The organism is Nocardiopsis mangrovi, assembly GCF_042653925.1.
GTDB classification, from domain to species: Bacteria; Actinomycetota; Actinomycetes; order Streptosporangiales; family Streptosporangiaceae; genus Nocardiopsis_B; species Nocardiopsis_B mangrovi.
The window spans coordinates 48413-70326 of record NZ_JBHSFQ010000034.1 but is presented as its reverse complement, the minus strand read 5'-3'; the positions used below and the strand labels follow the sequence as shown (position 1 = coordinate 70326).

General features: G+C 70.8%; 21 protein-coding genes. 15 read left to right on the top strand and 6 right to left on the bottom strand.

Annotation, left to right across the window (positions count from 1 at the left end):
* The 5 genes from ACFO4E_RS25730 to ACFO4E_RS25710 all read right to left on the bottom strand — a co-directional run.
* A partial coding sequence (locus ACFO4E_RS25730; protein WP_378579049.1) for a hypothetical protein occupies positions 1-189 on the bottom strand: 189 nt, incomplete at its 3' end.
* Between the two features lie 466 nt (positions 190-655).
* Entirely contained in the window at positions 656-1942 is a 1287-nt protein-coding gene (locus ACFO4E_RS25725) for an APC family permease (protein WP_378579047.1), read from the bottom strand.
* Positions 1935-3092, bottom strand: coding sequence for a 50S ribosomal protein L11 methyltransferase (locus ACFO4E_RS25720; protein ID WP_378579045.1), 1158 nt, complete (start codon positions 3090-3092; stop codon positions 1935-1937). Before ACFO4E_RS25720 ends, ACFO4E_RS25725 begins: the two co-directional genes overlap by 8 nt.
* A gap of 8 nt (positions 3093-3100) precedes the next feature.
* Positions 3101-3433 (bottom strand): Rieske 2Fe-2S domain-containing protein, encoded by a 333-nt coding sequence (locus ACFO4E_RS25715; RefSeq protein ID WP_378579043.1) that lies wholly within the window; start codon positions 3431-3433, stop codon positions 3101-3103.
* On the bottom strand, positions 3430-4794 hold the full coding sequence (locus tag ACFO4E_RS25710; protein WP_378579041.1) for an iron-containing redox enzyme family protein: 1365 nt from the start codon (positions 4792-4794) through the stop codon (positions 3430-3432). Before ACFO4E_RS25710 ends, ACFO4E_RS25715 begins: the two co-directional genes overlap by 4 nt.
* A 910-nt stretch (positions 4795-5704) precedes the next feature.
* Here ACFO4E_RS25710 and ACFO4E_RS25705 point away from each other — a divergent pair.
* Complete coding sequence (locus tag ACFO4E_RS25705; protein ID WP_378579039.1) at positions 5705-6235, top strand: hypothetical protein; 531 nt, start codon at positions 5705-5707, stop codon at positions 6233-6235.
* A 311-nt stretch (positions 6236-6546) separates the two neighbouring features.
* The gene (locus tag ACFO4E_RS25700; protein ID WP_378579037.1) at positions 6547-6891 is read left to right on the top strand and encodes a hypothetical protein; all 345 of its coding nucleotides are present in this window, start codon (positions 6547-6549) and stop codon (positions 6889-6891) included.
* A gap of 106 nt (positions 6892-6997) precedes the next feature.
* Here ACFO4E_RS25700 and ACFO4E_RS25695 read toward each other — a convergent pair whose 3' ends face one another.
* Positions 6998-8272, bottom strand: coding sequence for a delta-60 repeat domain-containing protein (locus ACFO4E_RS25695; RefSeq protein WP_378579035.1), 1275 nt, complete (start codon positions 8270-8272; stop codon positions 6998-7000).
* Between the two features lie 163 nt (positions 8273-8435).
* Here ACFO4E_RS25695 and ACFO4E_RS25690 point away from each other — a divergent pair, with 163 nt between their 5' ends.
* From ACFO4E_RS25690 to nuoK, 13 genes are all read left to right on the top strand, one after another.
* Positions 8436-9146: a demethylmenaquinone methyltransferase gene (locus ACFO4E_RS25690; RefSeq protein WP_378579033.1), complete on the top strand. Its 711-nt coding sequence runs from the start codon at positions 8436-8438 to the stop codon at positions 9144-9146.
* A gap of 682 nt (positions 9147-9828) precedes the next feature.
* The gene (locus ACFO4E_RS25685) at positions 9829-11142 is read left to right on the top strand and encodes a geranylgeranyl reductase family protein (protein WP_378579032.1); all 1314 of its coding nucleotides are present in this window, start codon (positions 9829-9831) and stop codon (positions 11140-11142) included.
* 141 nt (positions 11143-11283) lie between these two features.
* Positions 11284-11643 carry an NADH-quinone oxidoreductase subunit A gene (locus ACFO4E_RS25680; protein WP_378579030.1) on the top strand — a complete coding sequence of 120 codons (360 nt, stop codon included), beginning with the start codon at positions 11284-11286 and terminating at the stop codon, positions 11641-11643.
* 81 nt (positions 11644-11724) lie between these two features.
* The gene (locus ACFO4E_RS25675; RefSeq protein ID WP_378579028.1) at positions 11725-12285 is read left to right on the top strand and encodes a NuoB/complex I 20 kDa subunit family protein; all 561 of its coding nucleotides are present in this window, start codon (positions 11725-11727) and stop codon (positions 12283-12285) included.
* 29 nt (positions 12286-12314) lie between these two features.
* Positions 12315-13049, top strand: coding sequence for an NADH-quinone oxidoreductase subunit C (locus ACFO4E_RS25670; RefSeq protein WP_378579055.1), 735 nt, complete (start codon positions 12315-12317; stop codon positions 13047-13049).
* A gap of 37 nt (positions 13050-13086) precedes the next feature.
* Positions 13087-14394: an NADH-quinone oxidoreductase subunit D gene (locus ACFO4E_RS25665; RefSeq protein ID WP_378579026.1), complete on the top strand. Its 1308-nt coding sequence runs from the start codon at positions 13087-13089 to the stop codon at positions 14392-14394.
* On the top strand, positions 14391-15101 hold the full coding sequence (gene nuoE, locus ACFO4E_RS25660; protein ID WP_378579024.1) for an NADH-quinone oxidoreductase subunit NuoE: 711 nt from the start codon (positions 14391-14393) through the stop codon (positions 15099-15101). Before ACFO4E_RS25665 ends, nuoE begins: the two co-directional genes overlap by 4 nt.
* A complete protein-coding gene (gene nuoF / locus ACFO4E_RS25655) occupies positions 15098-16396 on the top strand; it encodes an NADH-quinone oxidoreductase subunit NuoF (RefSeq protein ID WP_378579022.1) in 1299 nt (432 codons plus the stop codon). The genes nuoE and nuoF overlap by 4 nt, the downstream gene beginning before the upstream one ends.
* A gap of 34 nt (positions 16397-16430) precedes the next feature.
* Positions 16431-18896 (top strand): NADH-quinone oxidoreductase subunit G, encoded by a 2466-nt coding sequence (locus ACFO4E_RS25650; RefSeq protein WP_378579020.1) that lies wholly within the window; start codon positions 16431-16433, stop codon positions 18894-18896.
* The gene (gene nuoH / locus ACFO4E_RS25645) at positions 18893-20254 is read left to right on the top strand and encodes an NADH-quinone oxidoreductase subunit NuoH (protein ID WP_378579018.1); all 1362 of its coding nucleotides are present in this window, start codon (positions 18893-18895) and stop codon (positions 20252-20254) included. The genes ACFO4E_RS25650 and nuoH overlap by 4 nt, the downstream gene beginning before the upstream one ends.
* Positions 20247-20789, top strand: a complete 543-nt coding sequence (gene nuoI, locus ACFO4E_RS25640; protein ID WP_378579015.1) for an NADH-quinone oxidoreductase subunit NuoI — start codon at positions 20247-20249, stop codon at positions 20787-20789. The genes nuoH and nuoI overlap by 8 nt, the downstream gene beginning before the upstream one ends.
* Complete coding sequence (locus tag ACFO4E_RS25635; protein ID WP_378579012.1) at positions 20786-21625, top strand: NADH-quinone oxidoreductase subunit J; 840 nt, start codon at positions 20786-20788, stop codon at positions 21623-21625. Before nuoI ends, ACFO4E_RS25635 begins: the two co-directional genes overlap by 4 nt.
* Complete coding sequence (gene nuoK, locus ACFO4E_RS25630; protein WP_378529456.1) at positions 21613-21912, top strand: NADH-quinone oxidoreductase subunit NuoK; 300 nt, start codon at positions 21613-21615, stop codon at positions 21910-21912. Before ACFO4E_RS25635 ends, nuoK begins: the two co-directional genes overlap by 13 nt.
* The last annotated feature ends 2 nt before the right edge of the window (positions 21913-21914 follow it).

The following is a 21914-nucleotide window of genomic DNA, read 5'->3' as shown; positions in this document are numbered from 1 at the left end:
GTCCAGCTGTGCGGCTTCGAGCCACCGCTTGCAGGTTTCGAGCCGGGTGATGAGGTTGAGCTGCTCGTCGCCGGTGAGGGTGGCGGCGTCCAAGGTGAGCACCCACTCGGCCAGCAGACCCCCGGCCGGCGGAGGCTCAGCTTCGGGGGTCACCTCCCGGGGGAGGTCGGTGGCGAGAGGGGTGCTCATGGACATGATTTTATCGAACTCCAGTTCTAAATACAAGGAGTCATGAGATGATTTCTTGGGGTGATTTTCGCCGTTCGGGGGGCCTGCCCCGGCCGTCCGCGTGGCCCTGACGCGGGAACGCCGAGCGCGCGATCCGGCACCCCACGCGACCGCGACCGCCCGGAGTACCGGGCACCACATCGCACGGGCACACGCGACCGCCGCCCGGGCCCCTGACCGCCGTCGCTGCCCGCTCTAACCGGGGCACGCGACCACGGAAAGAATCGGCGCAGCCCTTCCCCGCACCCACCGTCGCCGCCCGCTCTAACCCGAACACGCACCCACGGAAGGAATCGGCGCAGCCCCATCCCCACCCGCCGTCGCTGCCCGTCTTGACAGCGACCACTACGGCGCCGCAGAATCCCCGCCCCACCGGGGCCGCCCGGCCACGTCTCCTAGGACGGGCGGGCCCCGGCGGCCGGTCGGGTCATTGCGCGGCGGGCGCGCTCTTTGCGGTGAGTCGGTGGATGACGGTGCCGGTCACGAGGAGGGCGGCGGGGAACAGGAGGAGCCAGCCGAAGCCGGCCAGGACGACGAGGGCGGGGAGGGCGGCCACGACGGCCAGGACGCGCTGCCACCAGCTGCGGAAGAGCACGCCATAGGCCAGTGCGGACAGGATGTAGCCGACCAGGAAGTTGACGCTGGACAGGCGGAAGACCTGGTCCAGGGTCAGCAGCCCGGTGCCCTGCGCCAGCACCACTCCGCCGAACATCAGCACGGCGACGATGATGGCCGTCACGGGGGCGCCGTTGAGCGCGTTCACCCGGGTGGCGCCGAAGGGCAGGAGGCGTTCACGGGCGGCCGCGAAGACGATCCTGGACGTCGCCCATGTGCCGCCCATGAGGGTGGCGAAGATGATGAGCGCGCCCAAGAGCGCCGCGGCCAGTCCGGCGGAGTCGCCGAGAACGCGGCCCAGGACGGCGACGACCGGCGCGTTCGCCGTCAACGGGTCCTCGGGGTCGAGCGAGATCTGGACCGCGGCGGCCATGCCCACGTAGAGCACGGTCATGATGACGAAGGAGGCGCCGACGACGATCGGGAGGTCCCGCCGGGGGTTGCGGTACTCCTCCGTCGTGGAGGCCACCAGCTCCCAGCCGGTGAACGCGAAGAACACCAGCCCGATCGCCGGGACGATGGTCAGGGGGTCGGCGGGCAGGGCGATCGTCCCCGACGGCTCGAACCCGGGGGCCGCGAAGGGGATGATCGCGACGAGGGCGATGAGCAGCACCAGCACGGCCGTGACCACCGTCTGCAGCCCGCCGGCCAAGCGCGTGCCCTGGGCGTTGAGGACCGCCACCACGACCAGGTAGGCGAGAGCGGCGGGAAGGACCCAGCCGGCCGAGCCGACCAGGGACGCGACGTAGTTCGCACCCGTCAGTGCCATCGCGGCGCCGCCGAAGGCCGTCGCGCCGAGCAGGACGTAGGCCACCGGGGCGGCCCCCGCGCGGCCGAACCCGGCCCGGAGGAACCCGATCACGCCGCCCGCATTGGGGAAGTTCGCGCCCAGCCGCGCGAACACCAGGAGCAGCGGCAGCATGACGACGGCCGCCGCGATCCACGCGAACACCGCACCCGGACCGAACTGCGTGAACGTCAGGCCGGGCAGCACCAGCAGGCCGCTGCCCACGACCATGCTCACCGCCACCCCGATGCCCCGGGTCACGCTGAGCGTCTTGTGCAGTTCGCCGGCTTGTCGTTCGCCCGTGTCAGTCAAGGCCGTCCGTCCCGTTGTCGGTGAAGTCGTCCGCCCCCGGCCGCACCGGCGTGTCCGGACGCACCGGCGTGTCCGGCCGCACGAGGACCCGCTCGCCGTCGTGGTCGGCGAGCAGCGGGAACGGGGCGCCGGCCGCCGCGAGCGGGGGCCGGTCGAAGGTCTGCACGGCCTGGCGCCAATGGGTGCCGCGGATGTGGGGCCCGTTCGACAGCGTTCCGTCCGCACCCATGTCCAGCTCGAACCACATCGCGATCGCGTGGCAGGTCCCGCTGCCGGTGGCGACGGGAGCGGTGGCGACCTCGGTGGCACCCGCACCCGTGCGGAAGTCGAAGTCCATGAGCGGGAACGGATCGCTCAGCGGTCGGTGCACGTAGGTGTCGAGGTAGGTGGAGAAGTACTCCAGGGAGCGGAACCGGAGGAAATGCGAGACGTCGAAGCCGCACGCCTCGGCGACGTGGTTGTGCGCGTGCAGCTCCGGGCTGTGGATCAGCTGCCCCCATAAGCGGGCGCGGCCGGGAACGACCACCGCCTCGGGGGTCAGGAGCTCCGCGCGGGCGTGCGCGAACGCCGGGAGGGCGCCCTCGCCCAGCAGCGCGCAGTCGAAGATCTCGGAGACGAGCACGTCGGCGCGCCTGGGCAGGTCCACGCCCATCCGCAGGTCGGTGGACATGCCCTCCACGACCGTGATCCGGTCGGACATGCCGTTGTCGGCGATGATCGTGCGCGCCGCGGCCGCGATCAGCGGTTCCATCTCGCAGGAGACGACGTGCTCCGCGCCGGCCTCGGCGGCCAGCAAGGCGAGCAGCCCTGACCCCGTCCCGATGTCCAGGACGAGGTCGCCGGGGCGCACCTGCGCGTGGATCGCTTCGCGGTAGGCGTCGTTGCGGCCGCGGTCGTTGAGCATCGAGAAGTGCCAGCGCGGGACGATGCCGCGGATGGCCCGGTTGTACAGCCTCTCGGTGCTTCCGTGGCCGTCGCGGTCGCCGCCGGTCAGGGACAGCAGGTCGGCGGCGATCGCGTAGTCGCGGCGCCGCATGGCGTCTTCGGCGTGCTTGACCAGGGCGCGCGTGCGGTCCTCGGTCACGACCTCGGTGGTGGCCGGTGCGCCGGCCGCCGGGGAGGCGGAAGGGGAGGCGGTGGGGGTCTTCATGTGGGGTCTCACCTCGCAAAGACGATTTGCCGTGCGGTGCTGGCCGGGGTGCCCGGTGCTACGGGCGGGTAGGCGACGACGGAGGCGTGGACCTGCACGGTGGGGACGCCTTTCGCGCAGAGCCGGGACACCGGGAACGCGCTTCCGTGCCAGGGGCAGTGCAGGCGTTCGGCCGGTTCCTCGCCCTGGACCGAGCCCAGGTGGAGGGGGCCGCCTCGGTGCGGGCACCTGCTGCGGAGCACGCTGACCGTCCCCTGGCGCTCGAAGCGGAAGTACAGCTCGTCGCCGACGCGGACGGTGTTGTCGCCGGGGCCGAACTCGATGCGTACGCGGCCGGTCAACGCCCCTCCCGCGCAGCGGGTGCGACCGAGACGGCCGCGCCGTCGCCGGGGGCGATGCCGTAGAGGCGCCCGCCCGGGACGCGTACCGACCGGCCGGCGTCGAGGACGAGCGGTCCCCGGGTGGGGGTCCAGTGGAGGGCGGCGGAGCCCGCCTCCACGGTGACGAGCGTGTCGCGGTCGGCGACGCGGGTCTCGAAAGCGGATCCGGCGTCCACGCGGAACTCCGGGCCGTCGGGGGCCCGTTCGGTCGTTCCCGAGTCGACCGGCTCGGGCGTCCATGTGATCTGCGCGAGGAGGTCCTCGTCGCCGATCCTGCCGAGCAGGCGCACCTCCTCGATGCCGCGGACCATCTCCTCGATGGCGTGGGCGCCGTGCTTCCTGCCGAGCGGGAGCAGCAGGTCGTAGACGGCCATGCGTCCGTGGTGCTCGTCGATGTGGGCGTGCTCGTCGAAGTACCGGGTGTCGACGTCGTCGCCGTACACGGTTCGGAAGGTCTTGGTCATCGCCGCGAACGAGGGTGCGAACGTGGCTTCGAGGTAGGCCATCCCGCCGATGTAGCGGAAGAAGTTCGTCCGCGCCCTGGTGACCTTGTAGAAGTAGTTGTTCCCGGCGATCCACGCCGGCAGGTAGAAGAACCAGTAGTGGTGCGGCTCGGTGTTCATGCCGACGCTGCGGCACAGCTCCGCGAAGAGCGTGCTGTGCTTGGCGTCGAAGACGCCGTATCCGAACTCGTCGATGAAGATCTTGAAGAGCTCGCTCTGCTCGTGTCCGAACGCACCGCCGAGGTTCTGCGACATGGCGGTCGCCTCGGTGAGCCCGTCGAGCGCCATCTGCGCGATCATCGTCTCGGCGGCCCGCTCCGGTTCCGCCGCCTCCTCGATGGCCCGCAGAACAGGCCGATCGGCGCTGGTGGCGTCGGCGATGGCGGCCGTGATGTGCGCCTCCAGCGCGTCGGTGTCCCACCGGCCGCTGGTCCGCACGGACGAATCGAGGAAGCCGAAGACGAAGCGCTCCGCGTCCTCGCGCGCGAATTCGGCGTTGCGCCGGGACGCGGAGTGGTAGAAGTCCTCGAATTCCCGCCGGCGGCCGGCGAGGCCCGATGCGGGGAGAAAGAGGGCGTCGCTCTCGTAGACGTTCATGAGCAGGCGGTTCGCCATCAGTCCGGAGTCGGAGAGCCATTCTGCTTCGGCGAGTGGTGATGCCCAGTCAACCCTGTCCAACCGCTGCGCGTCCAGGGGACGGTGGTAAGGGGTGGCCCGGATGAACGGCTCCGCGCTGGGACGATAACTTGATGTCGCGGAGAAATTCCGGATCGTGTTCTGGAGGGCGTCGAAACGGGTCGGTGCGTCGTCGATGGTCATGCGTGGCGACCTTTCCGTCGAGGCAACGGTGTGGGTCTCTATCGACCCGACCGGATCATGCCAGGCATGCGTCGCATGCGTTTCACACGGGCATCACGTGGCCCCCTTTCCCGCCGGAACTCGGCCGGATGCCGGTCGGCCCGGATCGGCGCGGGAAGCGGCTTCGACCGGGCGGTTCGCCGCCCCGGGACAATCGCCGATCCCGCGGTGGATCTTCCCGCCCCCGGAATCGCGCGGCCAGGGTCGGCCATCGCGAAGTAATCGCGTGGTGGAATCCCCGTATCGACGACGGTTGGAGGCGCGCCGTGAAGCTTCCGGCCGTGCGGGCCGGTCTCCGCGATCCGCTCACCCACCTGGTGGCTCACTCGTTCCAGTGACGCTGTGCTGCGGACCGGACACCCTTGTACGCAGCCGTGATACCCGACGCCGCTTCAGGGGTGTGCTCTTCGACACGGTGACGTATGGTCATGGAGTTCGATTCCCGGACGCCGTCCCAATGGCCGGGGGCGCCCATCGGGGCGGGGCGGGAGGTCGAACCGATGCCGAGCTCCTCCGGCCGTCGCGAGGCGGCCCCGGTCACTGGTCGCGGCCGGTCGGGATCGCGGTGGTATGCGGTTGGCGAGTCATGGAGGTGAGCAGTGCGCGATCCGACCCCGGCCGGTCACCGGAATCGATGTCCCGTGCACAGGAACCGCCGCTGATATCTCCTGACCCGCCGATCCCGGAGATTCTCCGGAAGCGTCGGCAATGGGATTCCCGTGTGAAATCCCAGCGGTACGGAACGATGAAAAAGAACCGGTTTTCCGAAGTTCGCGCGAATCGGCCGGTTCCGGGGACTCGAATGGATCTGTGGGTAATGATCGGGGAAGCCGTGAAGGCGAATATGGAACCGACAGGACGGCGCAGGATCTTGACACTCGGCGATTGCCGCGTCGACGGGTGCAGGGTGTCCAATGCCCGCGCGGTGGAGCTCGTCGTCGCCGTCGCACTCGCCGGAGGTTCGGCCCCGCGAGATTGGCTGATCTCGCAGCTCTTCGAGAAGGATCCCGCGCCCTCCAGCCTACCGACCCTCGCGATGCGCGCGAGGAATCTCGGCCTGGGCATCACCTATTCCGCCGATCGGCACGCCTACTCTCTGCAGAGCCCTGTGGAATGCGACATCATCGACCTGTTCGACCACGTGAAAACCGGTGATCTCGCCAAGGCGCTCGACCTCTACCGCGGGCCCTTCATGCCCAGGAGCCACAGCCCCTTCGCCACCGAGTTAAGGGCGAGCGCCGAATCCCTCGTGGCCGACGCGGTCGCCACCAATGGCGACCCGGTCCTCCTCCGCACGGCCGACCGCCTGATCAAGCACCCGGCCATCAGCAGACTGATCGTCTCCCTGGGAACCGACCCCATAGCCACCGCCCTCAGCCGTTCATGGCTCCTGGGACTCTGATCCATCCGAACCGCCGCGTCAGGCGAATCCGCGTCCCTGACGCGTGGTGAGGGTGCGGCGGGGCCGTCCGTCCGGGGGAGCCGTCATGCCGGACGCGGCACCACCCCTGCCCCTTCCACGCGCGACGACCCACACGGAACGAACCGAAGCCACATGATGCCAATCAGAAAACCAACACAAAGCTTTGTTCTCGGTTGTCCGTGTGTGTTTAACTGCTCCACGCTACGTTGCCCCCCGCGGCCCTCCCTCGTCCGGGCCGGCCGTACCCCCTACCGTTCTTGGAGACATCCTTGTCCGCGATCCGCAGAGGCATGGCCGTCGCATCGTCGATGGTCCTCGGCCTCGTCCTCACTGTCGGCCTCTCGGTCGCCGCCGCCTCCCCGGCCTCTGCCGCCGGGACCTTCCGGCTCTGCAACGTGGGCTCCGGGTACGTCGCCTCCGCGCAGTTCGCGGGCGGGTTCTCGACCTTCGTCGTCGGCTCCGGCGAGTGCACCAGCGTGAGCACCAACGGCGGTGAGAGCTTCCAGGTGACGATCACGAACTCCGGCGGGCGGAACAAGACCACCACCGCGTACCACATCCCGAGCGGCCGGAGCATGCAGTTCTCCACGGGCGGCACCTTCGCCGCCCCCCAGTTCACCCCTCAGGTCTACTAGGACTCCGCCGGTGTCGGACCCGGGCCGCGCACCGCGGCCCGGGTCTTCTCATGTGGCGAGGAGCGCGTCGGCCGCGGGTGATGCGAGCGAACGGCGCCCTATCGCCCTACCGCATCGGGAAGAACCCCAGCCGGGGGTGGCGTTCGCCCGCCAGGCGCTCGGTGTCGCTGCCCACGTAGAGGCCGTCGGCGGTCGAGGTCAGCGCCTCGGCGCCGTGGCCGCGGTCGCGGCCCGGGTTCCACGCCAGCGCCGAGCCGGTCGCCGGGTCCAGCGCCGCGATCCCGGAGCGCTCCACCGCCCCCGGGCCCTTGTCGCGGTCGCCTTCGGGGTTGTCCATCCAGCGCTGGTGCCCGCCGACGTAGACGGCGGCGCCGGTGGCCTCCACCGAGTAGAGGGAGTCGCCCCCGCTGTGGTTGACCCAGCTCGGCCGGGTGTCGCGGGTGTCGTCGTTCTCCCAGCGGGCGACGGTCTTGCACAGGCCGGGCTTGAGCTCGGGCCCGCCGGAGGTGGCCACCGCGAAGTAGGAGCCGTCGGGAGCGAAGTCGATCTGCCGGACGTAGGTGTGGATGTTCGAGTAGTCGCACGGGGCCGCGTAGGACTCGGTCGACCAGGACGACAGCCGCGCCGCCCCGGCCCCGGTGTCGATCGCCGCGATCTGGTAGCGCCGCTCGCCCTCCACCTTGGTGAACGTCCCGGCGATGACCAGGCGCCGCCCGTCCGGGCTCACCGCCAGTTCGCCGACCCGCAGCCTCCCGCGCCGCTGTTCGGCGATCGTGATGTCGAACGCGGGGTCGACGGCCCCGGTGCGCGCGTCGAGGCGGGCGAGCCCGGTCCTCGGGGTCCCGCTGATCCCGGTGAACGACCCGCCCACGTAGAGCGCGCCGCCGTGGGTCTCCAGCCGGTTGACGGAACCGTCGTCGGCGACCGCGCCGAACCCGTCGGCGGCCTCGCCGTCGCGCAGCGACAGCCGGGTCAGGCCGCGCCGGTCCTCGCCGTTGACCCGGCGGAAGCCGCCGCCGGCGACGACCGTGGAGCCGGGGCCCGCCGCGACCGAGACCACCATCCCGTCGATCTCGGGCGCGAAGGGCAGGAGCTCGCCGGTGGCGCGGTCGAAGGCGAAGATGTTGTGCCGGGTCTCGGCGGTGCCGCCCCCGGGACCGCTCACGCGGGTGAACTCGCCGCCCGCGACCATCACATCGCCCACTTGGGCGATGGACTTCACCACCCCGTCGAGCACCTGCGGCACGGCCCGGACCGGGCGGTCGGCGACGACCGACGTGTGCCGCGTGCCCGCTGCGGCGGGCACCGCCGTGAGCGGGACGGCGGAGATGAGCAGCAGGGTGCCGAAGGCGGCGGTGAGCGCCGCGCGCGTGCGTCGCACGGGTGAGAACTCCTGGTCCCAGGGGCGCCGCGCACCCCGTTATCACGATGAACTTCCGGACGATCACCGAACGTAATCGAACCGGGATCGGGATGGGTCGAAACCCGCCGAGGAGGGGGAAGAAATGGTCGTTCCCGATCGGGCGCGGCCATAGGCTGGGGCCATGACGCACGCCGAACTCGACAAGTCCCCCACGGACGTCGCCGCGATGTTCGACGACATCGCCGGCCGGTACGACCTGGTCAACGACGTCCTCTCCCTGGGACAGGACCGACTGTGGCGGCGTGCGACGGTCGGCGCGGTCGACGCCTTCAGCGGCGAGCTGGTGCTCGACCTCGCGGCCGGAACCGGAACCTCCTCGGAGTCCTTCACCGGCAAGGGGGCGCGGGTCATCGCCTGCGATTTCTCCCAGGGCATGCTGCGCGTCGGCGCCGAGCGCCGGGGCGGCGCGTCGCGGCGGGGGGTCACGTTCGTCGCGGGCGACGCGCTCGCGCTGCCGTTCGCCGACGAGACCTTCGACGCCGTGACGATCTCCTTCGGGCTGCGCAACGTCCAGGACGTCGAGCAGGCGCTGGGGGAGCTGCGCCGGGTCACCAAGATCGGTGGCAGGCTGGTGATCTGCGAGTTCAGCCACATCCCGGTCGGCGTGATCGACACCCTCTACCGCGGCTACCTCATGGCGGCGCTGCCGAAGATCGCCCGGGTGTTCACCGACAACACCGGCGCCTACGAGTACCTGTCGGAGTCGATCATGGACTGGCCCGACCAGGCGGCCCTCGCGGCGACCATCCAGTCCGCCGGCTGGTCCCAGGTGGCCTGGCGCAACCTCTCCATGGGCGTGGTGGCCCTGCACCGCGGCCACCGCCGCGCCTGACCCCCGGCGCCGCTCCCGACGCCTGACCGCCCCTCCCGGCGATCCCGCCCCCCGGCGACCCCGCGCCTCCCCTCTTCCGGCGGCCCGGCCCCGTCCCGCGTGACGTCGCGCGTTCCCGCCGCCGTCCCTTCCGGCTCCCCCTTGCGCGCGGCCCTGAGGAGGCCGGGTGGCGCCCGCCCGGACCCGGCGCGTGCCCCGGCCCGGCCGGATCGGCCGCCCCCTCCCGGCGTGATGAGGGCCACTCGGTGCCCGCGCCCGCCCCGTTTCCCTGCGGGAACGCCGTGGCCGCCCGGGTTCTCCACGGCCTCACGAAACAGCCACATTCATCGCTTTTGGTACTAAAGGATCATTTCGCCATTCAGGCAACATTTCGGGGCAAAACGCCCTTAGGTCATCCTTATTAGTCCAGGTAGTGGCTTTGTCATCCCGTTTGTCACAGAAACGGCATGATCAAGATGAATGGCCGCCAGGGGTCGCTCATGGGACCTGAAAGGTCTAGACTGCGGAGCGGAATCCTTGTGAAGTCCTTCACAAGCGTACGAGTCGTTTGTTACACCCGCCCCGACCAGCCCGACCACCGGTAGACGACCGACCAGAGCCGCACCACCCGCACCAGCCACGAAAGCGCACACCAGCGCACCCCCAAGCGCACAGCCGCGCGGAGCACGCCGAGGACCTAGCCGTGAGCGAGACAGCAGTCACCCACTCGTCCGACCGGGCCGTCCGGGACCGCCCCGACGCCGAGGCCGATGTCATCGTCGTGGGTGCGGGGCCCGCGGGCTCGACGACCGCGTACTACCTCGCGCAGGCCGGCCTGGACGTCCTCCTGCTGGAGAAGACGTCCTTCCCGCGCGAGAAGGTGTGCGGCGACGGACTCACCCCGCGAGCGGTCAAGCAGCTCACCGCCATGGGCATCGGCTTCGAGGACAAGGGCTGGATCAAGAACCACGGCCTGCGCATCATCGGCGGCGGGGTGCGGCTCGAACTCCCCTGGCCCGACCTCGCCGAATACCCCGGCTTCGGGCTCGTGCGCACCCGGATGGACTTCGACTCCATCCTCGCCGACCGCGCCCGCCAGGCCGGGGCGAACCTGCTGGAGCGCACCAACGTCACCGGCCCCGTGGTCGACCCCCGCAGCAACCGCATCGTCGGCGTGCACGCCAAGACCCCCGACGGAGAGCGCGCCACCTACCGCGCCCCGCTGGTCATCGCCGCCGACGGCAACTCCTCGCGCCTGTCCGTGGCCATGGGCATCCGCAAGCGCGACGACCGCCCCATGGGCGTGGCCGTGCGCACCTACTTCACCAGCCCCCGCCACGAGGACGACTTCCTGGAGTCCTGGCTGGAGCTCTGGGACAACACCGACGGCAAGGACGTCCTGCTGCCCGGCTACGGCTGGGTCTTCGGAGTCGGCGACGGCACCAGCAACGTCGGCCTGGGCATCCTCAACTCCACCCGCTCCTTCCAAGAGGTCGACTACCGCAAGCTGCTCCGCCGCTGGACCGCGAGCATGCCCGAGGAGTGGGGCTTCACCGAGGAGAACCAGCGCGGCCAGATCCGCGGCGCCGCCCTGCCCATGGGCTTCAACCGCACGCCGCACTACGCGCGCGGGCTGATGCTCGTCGGCGACGCCGGCGGCATGGTCAACCCGTTCAACGGCGAGGGGATCGCCTACGCGATGGAGGCCGGCGACATCGCCGCCGACGTCGTCATCCAGGCCCACGGCCGCACAACGCAGCAGCAGCGCGAACGCGCCCTCCTGCGCTACCCGCAGGTCCTCTCCGACGTCTACGGCGGGTACTACACGCTGGGCCGCTACTTCGTGAAGGCCATCGGCCAGCCCGAGCTGATGAAGTACGCCACCCGGTACGGCCTGCCGCAGCGCACGCTCATGCGGTTCATGCTGAAGATGCTGGCGAATCTCACCGAACCCAGTCGGGGCGACGCGATGGACCGCGTGATCAACGGCCTGTCCAAGATGGCGCCCGCGGCCTAGCCCGGCGATCCGCGACCCCCGAGGGATACCAGCGATGTCACCGCACGACGACCGGCCGAGCCGGTACGTGAAAGCAATCACAAGCGGGTGCGCCCCACCGGCGCCCGCCCGCCCCATCGGCTCGAAGGGGAACGGCTAGCAATGGAGCTGTACGCACCCGTATTCGTACTCGCCGGGATCGGCGCCGCGTTCGTGGTGGTCTCGATGGTGGCCGGAGCCGTCGCCGGGCCGAAGCGCTACAACCGCGCCAAGATGCAGGCCTACGAGTGCGGGATCGAGCCGACCCCCCAGCCCGCGGGCGGCGGCCGGTTCACGATCAAGTACTACCTCACGGCCATGCTCTTCATCGTCTTCGACATCGAGATCGTCTTCCTCTACCCGTGGGCCGTCCACTTCGACGCGCTGGGCCTGTTCGGGGTCATCGCGATGATCCTCTTCCTGGTGAACGTCTCGATCGCCTACGCCTACGAGTGGCGCCGCGGAGGGCTCGAATGGGAGTGACGGCAGTGACGGTGCGGACGGGGCCAGGGTGCGCCCACCGATCGGATGACCGCAAGCACAACGGGAAAGGGGGTTCAGCGCATGGGGATTGAGGAGAAACTGCCGAGCGGGGTCCTGCTCTCCACGGTCGAACAGGTCGCCGGGCTCGTCCGCAAGAGCTCGATGTGGCCGGCCACGTTCGGGCTGGCGTGCTGCGCCATCGAGATGATGTCCGCGGGCGGACCGCACTACGACCTCGCCAGGTACGGCATGGAGAAGTTCGGTGCCACGCCGCGCCAGGCCGACCTGATGATCGTGGCCGGCCGGGTCAGCCAGAAGATGGGACCCGTCCTCCGGCAGATCTACGACCAGATGCCCGAACCCAAATGGGTCATCGCCATGGGCGTCTGCTCCTCCAGCGGCGGCATGTTCAACAACTACGCCGTGATCCAGGGTGTCGACCACATCGTTCCCGTTGACATCTACCTCCCCGGTTGCCCGCCCCGCCCGGAAATGCTGTTCGACGCCGTGCTGAAGCTGCACGACAAGGTCCAGAACACCAAGCTGGGCCCGAACCGCCAGCGCGAGATCGACGAGGACGAGGAACGGATGCTGCGCAGGTCGCTCCCGCTCATAGAGAAGACCGAGGGGGCGGCCCCGTGAGCGCGAACGGCCATGAAGGCAAGCCTAACCTGAACGACGGGGAGAGTGCGGAGAATCTGCCCGCGAAGGCCGGTGAGCAACGTCTCAACGCGCCCGTGACCCGTACGGGCATGTTCGGCACCGGCTCCACCGGCGACACCTCCGGCTACGGGGGCCTCCTCGTACGCCGCCCCGACGCCCCCGGCTCGCAGCGCCCGTTCACCGACCCCGACGACCCCCGCACCGCGGGCTTCGACGCGATCGCCGACGCCCTGGAGCACGCGCTGGCCGACGCCCCCGCCGACTTCGGCGCGGTCGTGGAGCGCGTGGTCGTCGACCGCGGTGAACTCTGCTTCCACGTGCGCCGCGAATCGCTCCTGGACCTGATGACCCGGCTGCGCGACGACCCCGCCCTGCGGTTCGAGCTGTGCCTCGGGGTCGCCGGGGTGCACTACCCCGACGACACCGACCACGAGCTGCACGCGGTCTACCAGCTGCGCTCCCTCACCCACAACACCGAGATCCGGGTCGAGACCGCCTGCCCCGACGCCGACCCGCACGTGCCCTCCGTGGTCTCCGTGTACCCCACCTGCGACTGGCACGAGCGCGAGGCGTGGGACTTCTTCGGGATCGTCTTCGACGGCCACCCGGCCCTCACCCGCATCCAGATGCCGGACGACTGGCACGGGCACCCCCAGCGCAAGGACTACCCCCTCGGCGGGATCCCCGTGGAGTACCGCGGCGCCAGCATCCCGCCGCCCGACGAGCGGAGGTCCTACAAGTGACCACCACTGACGCGACGAGGGAGAGGGGAGCCGGGTCATGAGCCCTACTGCGAAGCTCACCGAGGAGTACGTCGACGCCTCGGGAGGAGACTGGGACGAGGTCGTCGCGGCCGCCCAGGCCGGCGGCGCCGAGCGGCTGGTGGTGAACATGGGCCCCCAGCACCCCTCCACGCACGGGGTGCTGCGGCTCATCCTCACCCTCGACGGCGAGACCGTCACCGAGGCGCGGGTCGGGATCGGCTACCTGCACACCGGGATCGAGAAGAACATGGAATACCGGACGTGGACCCAGGGGACCACGTTCGTGACCCGCATGGACTACCTCACGCCGCTGTTCAACGAGGCCGCCTACTGCCTGTCGGTCGAACGGCTGCTCGGCATCACCGACCGCATCCCCGAGCGGGCCACGGTCATCCGGGTGCTGATGATGGAGCTCAACCGGATCTCCTCGCACTTCGTCGCGATGGCGACGTTCGGCATGGAGCTGGGCGCAACCACCATCATGACCAACGGCTTCCGCGAGCGCGAGATGGTCCTGGACATCTTCGAGCTCATCACCGGCCTGCGGATGAACCACGCCTACATCCGCCCCGGCGGGGTCTCCCAGGACCTCCCCGACGGCGCCGTGGGCAAGATCCGCGAACTCCTCACCGACATGCCCAAGCGCATCGCGGACATGCGCAAGCTCCTCGACGCCAACCCCCTCTTCCTCGCCCGCACCCGCGACGTCGCCTACCTCGACCTCGCCGGGTGCATGGCGCTGGGGGTCACCGGCCCGATGCTGCGCGCCTCGGGCCTGGCCTGGGACCTGCGCAAGGCCAAGCCCTACTGCGGCTACGAGACCTACGACTTCGACATCCCGGTCTCCGACGGCTGCGACGTCTACGCCCGCTACCGGGTGCGCATGGCCGAGCTGGAACAGAGCATGCGGATCATCGAGCAGTGCCTGGACCGGCTGGAGCCGGGCCCGGTCATGATCGACGACGCCAAGATCGGCTGGCCCGCCAAGCTCGCCCTCGGCCCCGACGGCCTCGGCAACTCCCCGGACCACATCGCCCACATCATGGGCGGGTCCATGGAGGCGCTGATCCACCACTTCAAGCTCGTCACCGAGGGCTTCCGGGTCCCCGCCGGGCAGGCGTACGCGGCGGTGGAGAGCGCAAAGGGCGAGCTGGGCTGCTTCTCCGTCAGCGAGGGCGGCACGCGCCCGCACCGGGTGCACTTCCGCGACCCGTCCTTCACCCACCTCCAAGCGGTGGCGGCCCTGTGCGAAGGCGGCACGGTGGCCGACGTCATCGCGGCGGTGGCCAGCATCGACCCTGTGATGGGAGGGGTGGACCGGTGAGTACCCCCGTGTTCTCCGACGAGATCCGCGCGCGGCTGGAGGTCGACGCCAAGGAGATCATCGCGCGCTACCCGCGCGAGCGCTCGGCGCTCCTGCCGCTGCTGCACCTGGTGCAGGCCGAGGAGGGGTTCGTCAGCACCAAGGGCATCCGCTTCTGCGCCGACCAGCTCGGCCTGACCACCGCCGAGGTCACCGCCGTGGTGACCTTCTACACGATGTACAAGCGCCGGCCCACCGGCGAGTACCACGTGGGCGTGTGCACCAACACGCTGTGCGCGGTCATGGGCGGCGACGAGATCTTCTCCGCCCTCAAGGACCACCTCGGCGTGGGCAACGACCAGGCCACCGACGACGGCAAGGTCTCGGTGGAGCACATCGAGTGCAACGCGGCCTGCGACTTCGCGCCGGTCGTGATGGTCAACTGGGAGTTCTTCGACAACCAGACGCCCGAATCCGCCAAGCGCCTGGTCGACGACCTGCGCCTGGGCAAGGACGTCACCCCCACCCGGGGCCCCGACCGCCTCTGCACGTGGAAGGAGGCGTCCCGCGTCCTCGCCGGGTTCCCCGACGGCCGCGCGACCGAAGGCCCCCAGGCGGGCGAGCCCTCGCTCACCGGGCTGCGCCTGGCGCGCGAGCGCGGGTGGACCGCGCCGGACCCGGCGAACCTGCCCGCCAAGGACGCGCAGGAAGGCGGCGCCACCTCATGAGCACGCTGACTCCCATCCTCTCCGCCAACTGGGACCGGAGCGACTCCTTCACCCTGGAGAGCTACCGGTCCACCGGTGGCTACCAGGCGCTGCGCAAGGCGGTGGCGATGGAGCCCGGGGCCCTGGTCGACCTCGTCAAGGCATCGGGCCTGCGCGGGCGCGGCGGGGCCGGGTTCCCGACCGGGATGAAGTGGGGCTTCCTGCCGAAGGACAACCCCAACCCGCGCTACCTGGTGGTCAACGCCGACGAGTCCGAGCCGGGCACCTGCAAGGACATCCCGCTCATGCTCGCCAACCCGCACGCGCTGATCGAGGGCGTGGCGATCTCCGCCTACGCGATCAACTGCTCCCAGGCGTTCATCTACGTGCGCGGCGAGGTGCTGCACGTCATCCGCCGGCTGCGGCACGCGGTCGCCGAAGCCTACGAGGCCGGCCTGCTGGGCAAGGGCATCCTCGGCACCGCGTTCGACCTGGAGGTCGTGGTCCACTCCGGCGCCGGCGCCTACATCTGCGGCGAGGAGACCGCACTGCTGGACTCCCTGGAGGGCTATCGCGGGCAGCCGCGGCTCAAGCCCCCGTTCCCCGCGGTGGCCGGGCTCTACGCGTCGCCCACGGTGGTCAACAACGTGGAGTCCATCGCCAGCGTCCCCAGCATCGTGGACAACGGCGCCGACTGGTTCACCTCCATGGGCACCGAGAAGTCCGCCGGGTTCGGCTTCTTCTCCCTGTCCGGGCACGTCACCCGCCCCGGCCAGTACGAGGCGCCGCTCGGCATCACGCTGCGCGAACTCCTCGACATGGCGGGCGGGATCCGCACCGGCCACGCGCTGAAGTTCTGGACCCCGGGCGGCTCGTCCACCCCGATCTTCACCGACGAGCACCTCGACACGCCGCTGGACTTCGAGTCGGTCGGCGCCGCGGGGTCGATGCTCGGCACCCGCGCGCTCCAGATCTTCGACGAGACCACCTGCGTCGTCCGGGCCGTGGGCCGGTGGATCGCGTTCTACGCCCACGAGTCCTGCGGCAAGTGCACGCCCTGCCGCGAGGGCAACTTCTGGATGGTCCAGGTACTGGACCGGCTGGAGAACGGCGAGGGCACCGAGGCCGACCTCGACAAGCTGCTGGACATCTGCGACAACCTGCTCGGCCGCTCCTTCTGCGCGCTGGGCGACGGCGCCGCGAGCCCCGTCATGTCGTCGATCAAGTACTTCCGGCAGGAGTACATCGACCATGTCGAGCAGGGCGGCTGCCCGTTCGACCACGCGAAATCGACCGTGTGGGGCGGGGGCGCATGAGCACCGTGCTGCGGACAGGAGAGGAGGGCGAGCGATGACCGTCGCGACCAATACGACATCGGGCGGAGTGCCCGCCGTACCGCCGGAGGACCTCGTCACCGTCACCATCGACGGGTTCCAGATCCAGGTCCCCAAGGGGACGCTGGTCATCCGGGCCGCGGAGCTGCTGGGCATCCAGATCCCCCGCTTCTGCGACCACCCGCTGCTCGACCCGGTGGGCGCCTGCCGCCAGTGCCTGGTCGAGATCCCCGACATGGGCAACGGCCGGGGCATGCCCAAGCCGCAGGCGTCCTGCACCATCACGGTCATGGACGGCATGGTCGTGCAGACCCACCTGACCTCGCCCGTGGCCGAGAAGGCCCAGCGCGGGATCATGGAGTTCCTGCTGATCAACCACCCGCTGGACTGCCCGGTCTGCGACAAGGGCGGCGAGTGCCCGCTCCAGAACCAGGCGATGTCCCACGGGGCGGGCGAGACCCGATTCACCGACGTCAAGCGGACCTTCCCCAAGCCGATCCCGCTGTCGACCGAGGTGCTGCTCGACCGCGAGCGCTGCATCCAGTGCGCCCGCTGCACCCGGTTCTCCGCGCAGATCGCCGGCGACCCGTTCATCGAGCTGCTGGAGCGGGGCGCCGATGAACAGGTCGGCATCGCCGAAGGCGAGCCCTTCCAGTCCTACTTCTCCGGCAACACGGTGCAGATCTGCCCGGTGGGCGCGCTCACCGGCGCCGCGTACCGGTTCCGGTCGCGCCCCTTCGACCTGGTGAGCACGCCCAGCGTGTGCGAGCACTGCGCCTCGGGGTGCGCCCAGCGCACCGACCACCGGCGCGGCAAGGTCACCCGCCGGCTCGCCGGCGACGACCCCCGCGTGAACGAGGAGTGGAACTGCGACAAGGGGCGGTGGGCGTTCACCTACGCCAGCCGCCCCGACCGGCTCACCCACCCCCTCGTCCGCGACGAGGACAGCCGCGCCCTGGAGGTCGCCTCCTGGACCGAGGCCGTGACCATGGCCGCCCGCGGCCTGGAGCGCGCCCGCGGCCGGGTCGGCGTCCTCACCGGGGGCCGCCTCACCGTCGAGGACGCCTACGCCTACGCCAAGTTCACCCGGATCGCGCTGCGCGGCAACGACATCGACATGCGGGCCCGCGCCAACAGCGACGAGGAGGCCGACTTCCTGGCGGCGCGCGTCGCCGGGACCGGCATCACGGTCGACTACGACCGCCTGGAGAACGCCCCAGCGGTGCTGCTCGCCGGGTTCGAGCCCGAGGACGAGTCGCCCCTCGTCTTCCTGCGGCTGCGCAAGGCGGTCCGCAAGAACGGCACCCGCGTCCACTCCATCGCCGCCTTCGCCAGCCGCGGCCTCACCAAGACCGGCGGCACGCTGATCCCGGCCGCGCCCGGCGCCGAGGCGCGCACGCTCGACCGGATCGACGAGATCTCGCCCGAGACCCTGGAGGACCTGCGCGCCGACGGCGCCGTCATCCTCGCCGGGGAGCGCCTCGCCGAGACCCCCGGGGCGCTGTCGTCGGTCACCCGGCTGGCCGACCGCACCGGCGCCGCGCTGGCGTGGGTGCCGCGCCGGGCCGGGGAGCGCGGTGCGGTCGAGGCCGGCGCGCTGCCCAACCTGCTGCCCGGCGGGCGGCCCGTCGCCGACGCCACCGCCCGCGCCGAGGTCGCCCGGGCATGGGGCGTGGCCTCGCTGTCCGGACGGGAGGGACGCGGCACCGACGAGATCATCGCCGCGGCGGCCGACGGCCGCATCGACGCCCTGGTCATCGCGGGCGTCGACCTCGACGACCTGCCCGACCCGGCCGCCGCGCGCGCGGCGCTCGCCCGCGTGCCGTTCATCGTCAGCCTGGAGCTGCGCGCGAGCAACGCCACCGACCGGGCCGACGTCGTCCTACCGGTCGCGGCGGTCGCCGAGAAGTCCGGCACCTTCCTGGACTGGGAGGGGCGCGAACGGCCCTTCGGCGACGCGCTGAAGGTCCCCGGCGCACTCTCCGACCTGCGGGTCCTGTCGGCCATCGCCGACGAGATGGACGTGCACCTGGGGCTGCCCGACTCCGCCGCCGCCCGCGCCGAGCTGGCGGCGCTGGGCGCCTGGACCGGGGAGCGGGTCCCCGACCCGCTGACCCGGCCCGCCGAACCGCCCGCCCCCGGCACCGGCCGGGCGGTGCTGGCCACCTGGCGCCAGCTCCTGGGCAACGGCCGGATGGAGGACGGCGAGCCCTACCTCGCCGGGACCGCCCGGGCGCCCATGGCCCGCGTCTCGGCCGCCACCGCGGCCGCGATCGGCCTGCCCGACGGCGGCCTGCTCCGCGTGACCGGAGCGGCCGGCTCGGTCGGCGTTCCCGCCGTGGTCGCCGAGATGCCCGACGGCGTGGTCTGGCTGCCCGCCAACTCCCGCGACTGCGACGTCCGCCGCGACCTCGGTGCGGCCGCGGGGACGATCGTCGGCATCAGTGCCGGCACCGCCGACGCAGAAGGGAGCGGAGCGTGACGACGCACGTCGCCGCGGCCGGCGCCGTGCTGGCCGCCGAACCCGGGCTCGACGCCTTCGGCAACGACCCGTGGTGGATCACGCTGATCAAGGCGCTCGTCGCCTTCGTCTTCCTCATGGTCTGCGTGCTGATGATGATCATGGCCGACCGCAAGGTCATGGGCCGGATGCAGCAGCGGCACGGGCCCAACCGCTTCGGCCCTTGGGGGCTCCTCCAGTCGCTGGCCGACGGCGTGAAGCTGTCCCTCAAGGAGGACCTGATCCCGCGCGGCGTCGACCGCGCGGTCTACATCGCGGCGCCGATGATCGCCGCGGTCCCGGCGTTCATCGCGTTCTCGGTGATCCCGGTCGGCCCCGAGGTGAGCATCTTCGGGGTCGTCACCCCGTTGCAGCTCACCGACCTGCCGATCGCCGCGCTGCTGGTGCTGGCCACGGCCGCCGTCGGCGTCTACGGGATCGTCCTCGGCGGCTGGGCATCGCAGTCGCCGTACGCCCTGCTGGGCGGCCTGCGCGCGTCCGCACAGGTCATCAGCTACGAGATCGCGATGGGCCTGTCATTCGTCGCGGTGTTCATCTACTCGGGCACGCTGACCACATCGGGCATCGTCGAGGCCCAGAACCCGGTCTGGTTCGGCCTCATCCTCTTCCCGTCGTTCCTGATCTACCTGGTCACGATGGTGGGGGAGACCAACCGGCTGCCGTTCGACCTCGCCGAGGGCGAGGGCGAGATCGTCGGCGGGTTCATGACCGAGTACGGGTCGATGAAGTTCACCATGTTCTTCCTCGCCGAGTACGTGAACATGGTGACCGTCGCCGCCATCTCGGTCACCTTCTTCCTCGGCGGGTACCTGGCGCCGCCGCCCATCACCGCGTTCTGGCCCGGCGCCAACGAGGGCTGGTGGCCGGTGCTGTGGTGGCTCGGCAAGTTCCTGGTCGTGATGTTCCTGTTCATCTGGGTGCGCGGCAGCCTGCCCCGGGTCCGCTACGACCAGCTCATGCAGCTCGGCTGGAAGGTCCTCATCCCCGTGCAGCTGGTGTGGATCACCGCCGTGGCCGTGATGCGCATCCTCCAGAACGAGGGCGCCCCGACGGTCGCGGTCGGCGCCGTGGCCGTGGGATTCGTGGCGGTGGTCGGCGCTGCGCTCTACGCCGGCGCCCGGTCGGCGGCGCGCCGCCGCCAGGCCGAGGCCGAGGAGGCCGCCGAGGAGCTGCGGCTCATGCGCGAGGACCCGACGTACGGCGGGTTCCCCGTACCGCCTCCGACCGCGCCGCACTACGGCAGCAGTGTCCCGGCCGAGGCACCCCGACTGAACCGACCGGCCCCGACCGGAAAGCGTGAGGAGGTTACCGGTGCTTGACTGGCTCAACCCCGTGAAGGGGTTCGGCGTCACCTTCCACACGATGTTCAAGAAGGTGCCGACCGTCGAGTACCCCGAGGTGCAGCGCCCCACCGCGCCGCGCTTCCACGGGCGCCACCAGCTCAACCGCTGGTCCGACGGCCTGGAGAAGTGCATCGGCTGCGAGCTGTGCGCCTGGGCCTGTCCGGCCGACGCCATCTATGTGGAGGGCGGCGACAACACCGAGGATCAGCGGTTCTCCCCGGGGGAGCGCTACGGCCGGGTGTACCAGATCAACTATCTGCGGTGCATCCTGTGCGGCCTGTGCGTCGAGGCGTGCCCCACGCGGGCGCTGACCATGACCAACGAGTACGAGTTGGCCGACAGCGAGCGCGAGAGCCTGATCTGGACCAAGGAGCAGCTCCTCGCCCCCCTGCTGGAGGGCATGGAGCAGCCGCCGCACCCCATGCGCCTCGGCGACACCGAGGAGGACTACTACCGGTCCGGGCGCACCGCGCCGGCGCCGAACGGCGCTGAGAGCGGGGGGACCCCATGACCGAGAGCGCAGTGTTCTGGGTGCTCGGCGCCGTCATCGTCCTCTGCGCCATCGGGGTGGTGTTCAGCCGCAAGGCCGTGCACTCCGCCGTGATGATGGCCGGCGTGATGCTCGGGCTGGCGATCTTCTACGGCATGAACGAAGCCCCGTTCCTGATGGTCGTGCAGATCGTCGTCTACACCGGCGCGGTGCTGATGCTCTTCCTGTTCGTGCTGATGCTCGTGGGCGTCAGCTCGGCGGACTCCCTGGTCGAGACCATCCGCGGGCAGCGCATGCTCACCGCCGTCGTCGCCATCTGCTTCCTGGGCGCCCTGGCCCTGGGCCTGACGCGCATCAGCGCGGGCGCGCCCGAGGGGCTGGGCGCCGGGGTGGCCGCGGCGGGCGGCAACGTCCCGTGGATCGCCGGCGAGGTCATCTACCGCTACGTCATCGCGTTCGAGGCCACCGGGGCGCTGCTCATCACCGCGGTGCTGGGCGCGCTGGTGCTGGCCCACTCCACGCGCATCAAGAAGCGCCGCACGCAGCGGGAGATCTCCCGCGAGCGCATCCGCGGCGACCACCCCACCCCGCTGCCGGGGCCGGGCACCTACGCGCGGCACAACGCCATCGACATGCCGGCGCTGCTGCCCGACGGCTCGGTGTCGTCGCTCTCCCTCAACCCGGTGCTCGCCGCGCGCGACCCGGAGCTGCAATCGGACGTCCCCCGCGACGTCCAGCAGGGGCGGATCCCGCTGGCCGGCAGCGCGTCGGACTCCACGCGGTCCAAGGAGGGCGACCCCGAGGGCGTGCAGCCCGAGGCCGAAGAACGGGAGGCGGAGCGCTCGTGGACCCGATGAACTACATCGTGCTGGCCGCGATCGTGTTCACCATCGGCGCCGTCGGCGTGCTGGTGCGGCGCAACGCGATCATCGTCTTCATGTGCGTGGAACTGATGCTCAACGCCTGCAACCTGGCGCTGGTCGCGTTCGCGCGGATGCACGGCGACATCGAAGGCCAGGTCATCGCGTTCTTCGTGATGGTCGTGGCCGCCGCAGAGGTCGTCGTGGGGCTGGCGATCATCATGCAGATCTTCCGGACCCGCAGGTCGGCGTCTGTCGATGACGCCAACCTGCTCAAGCACTAGAA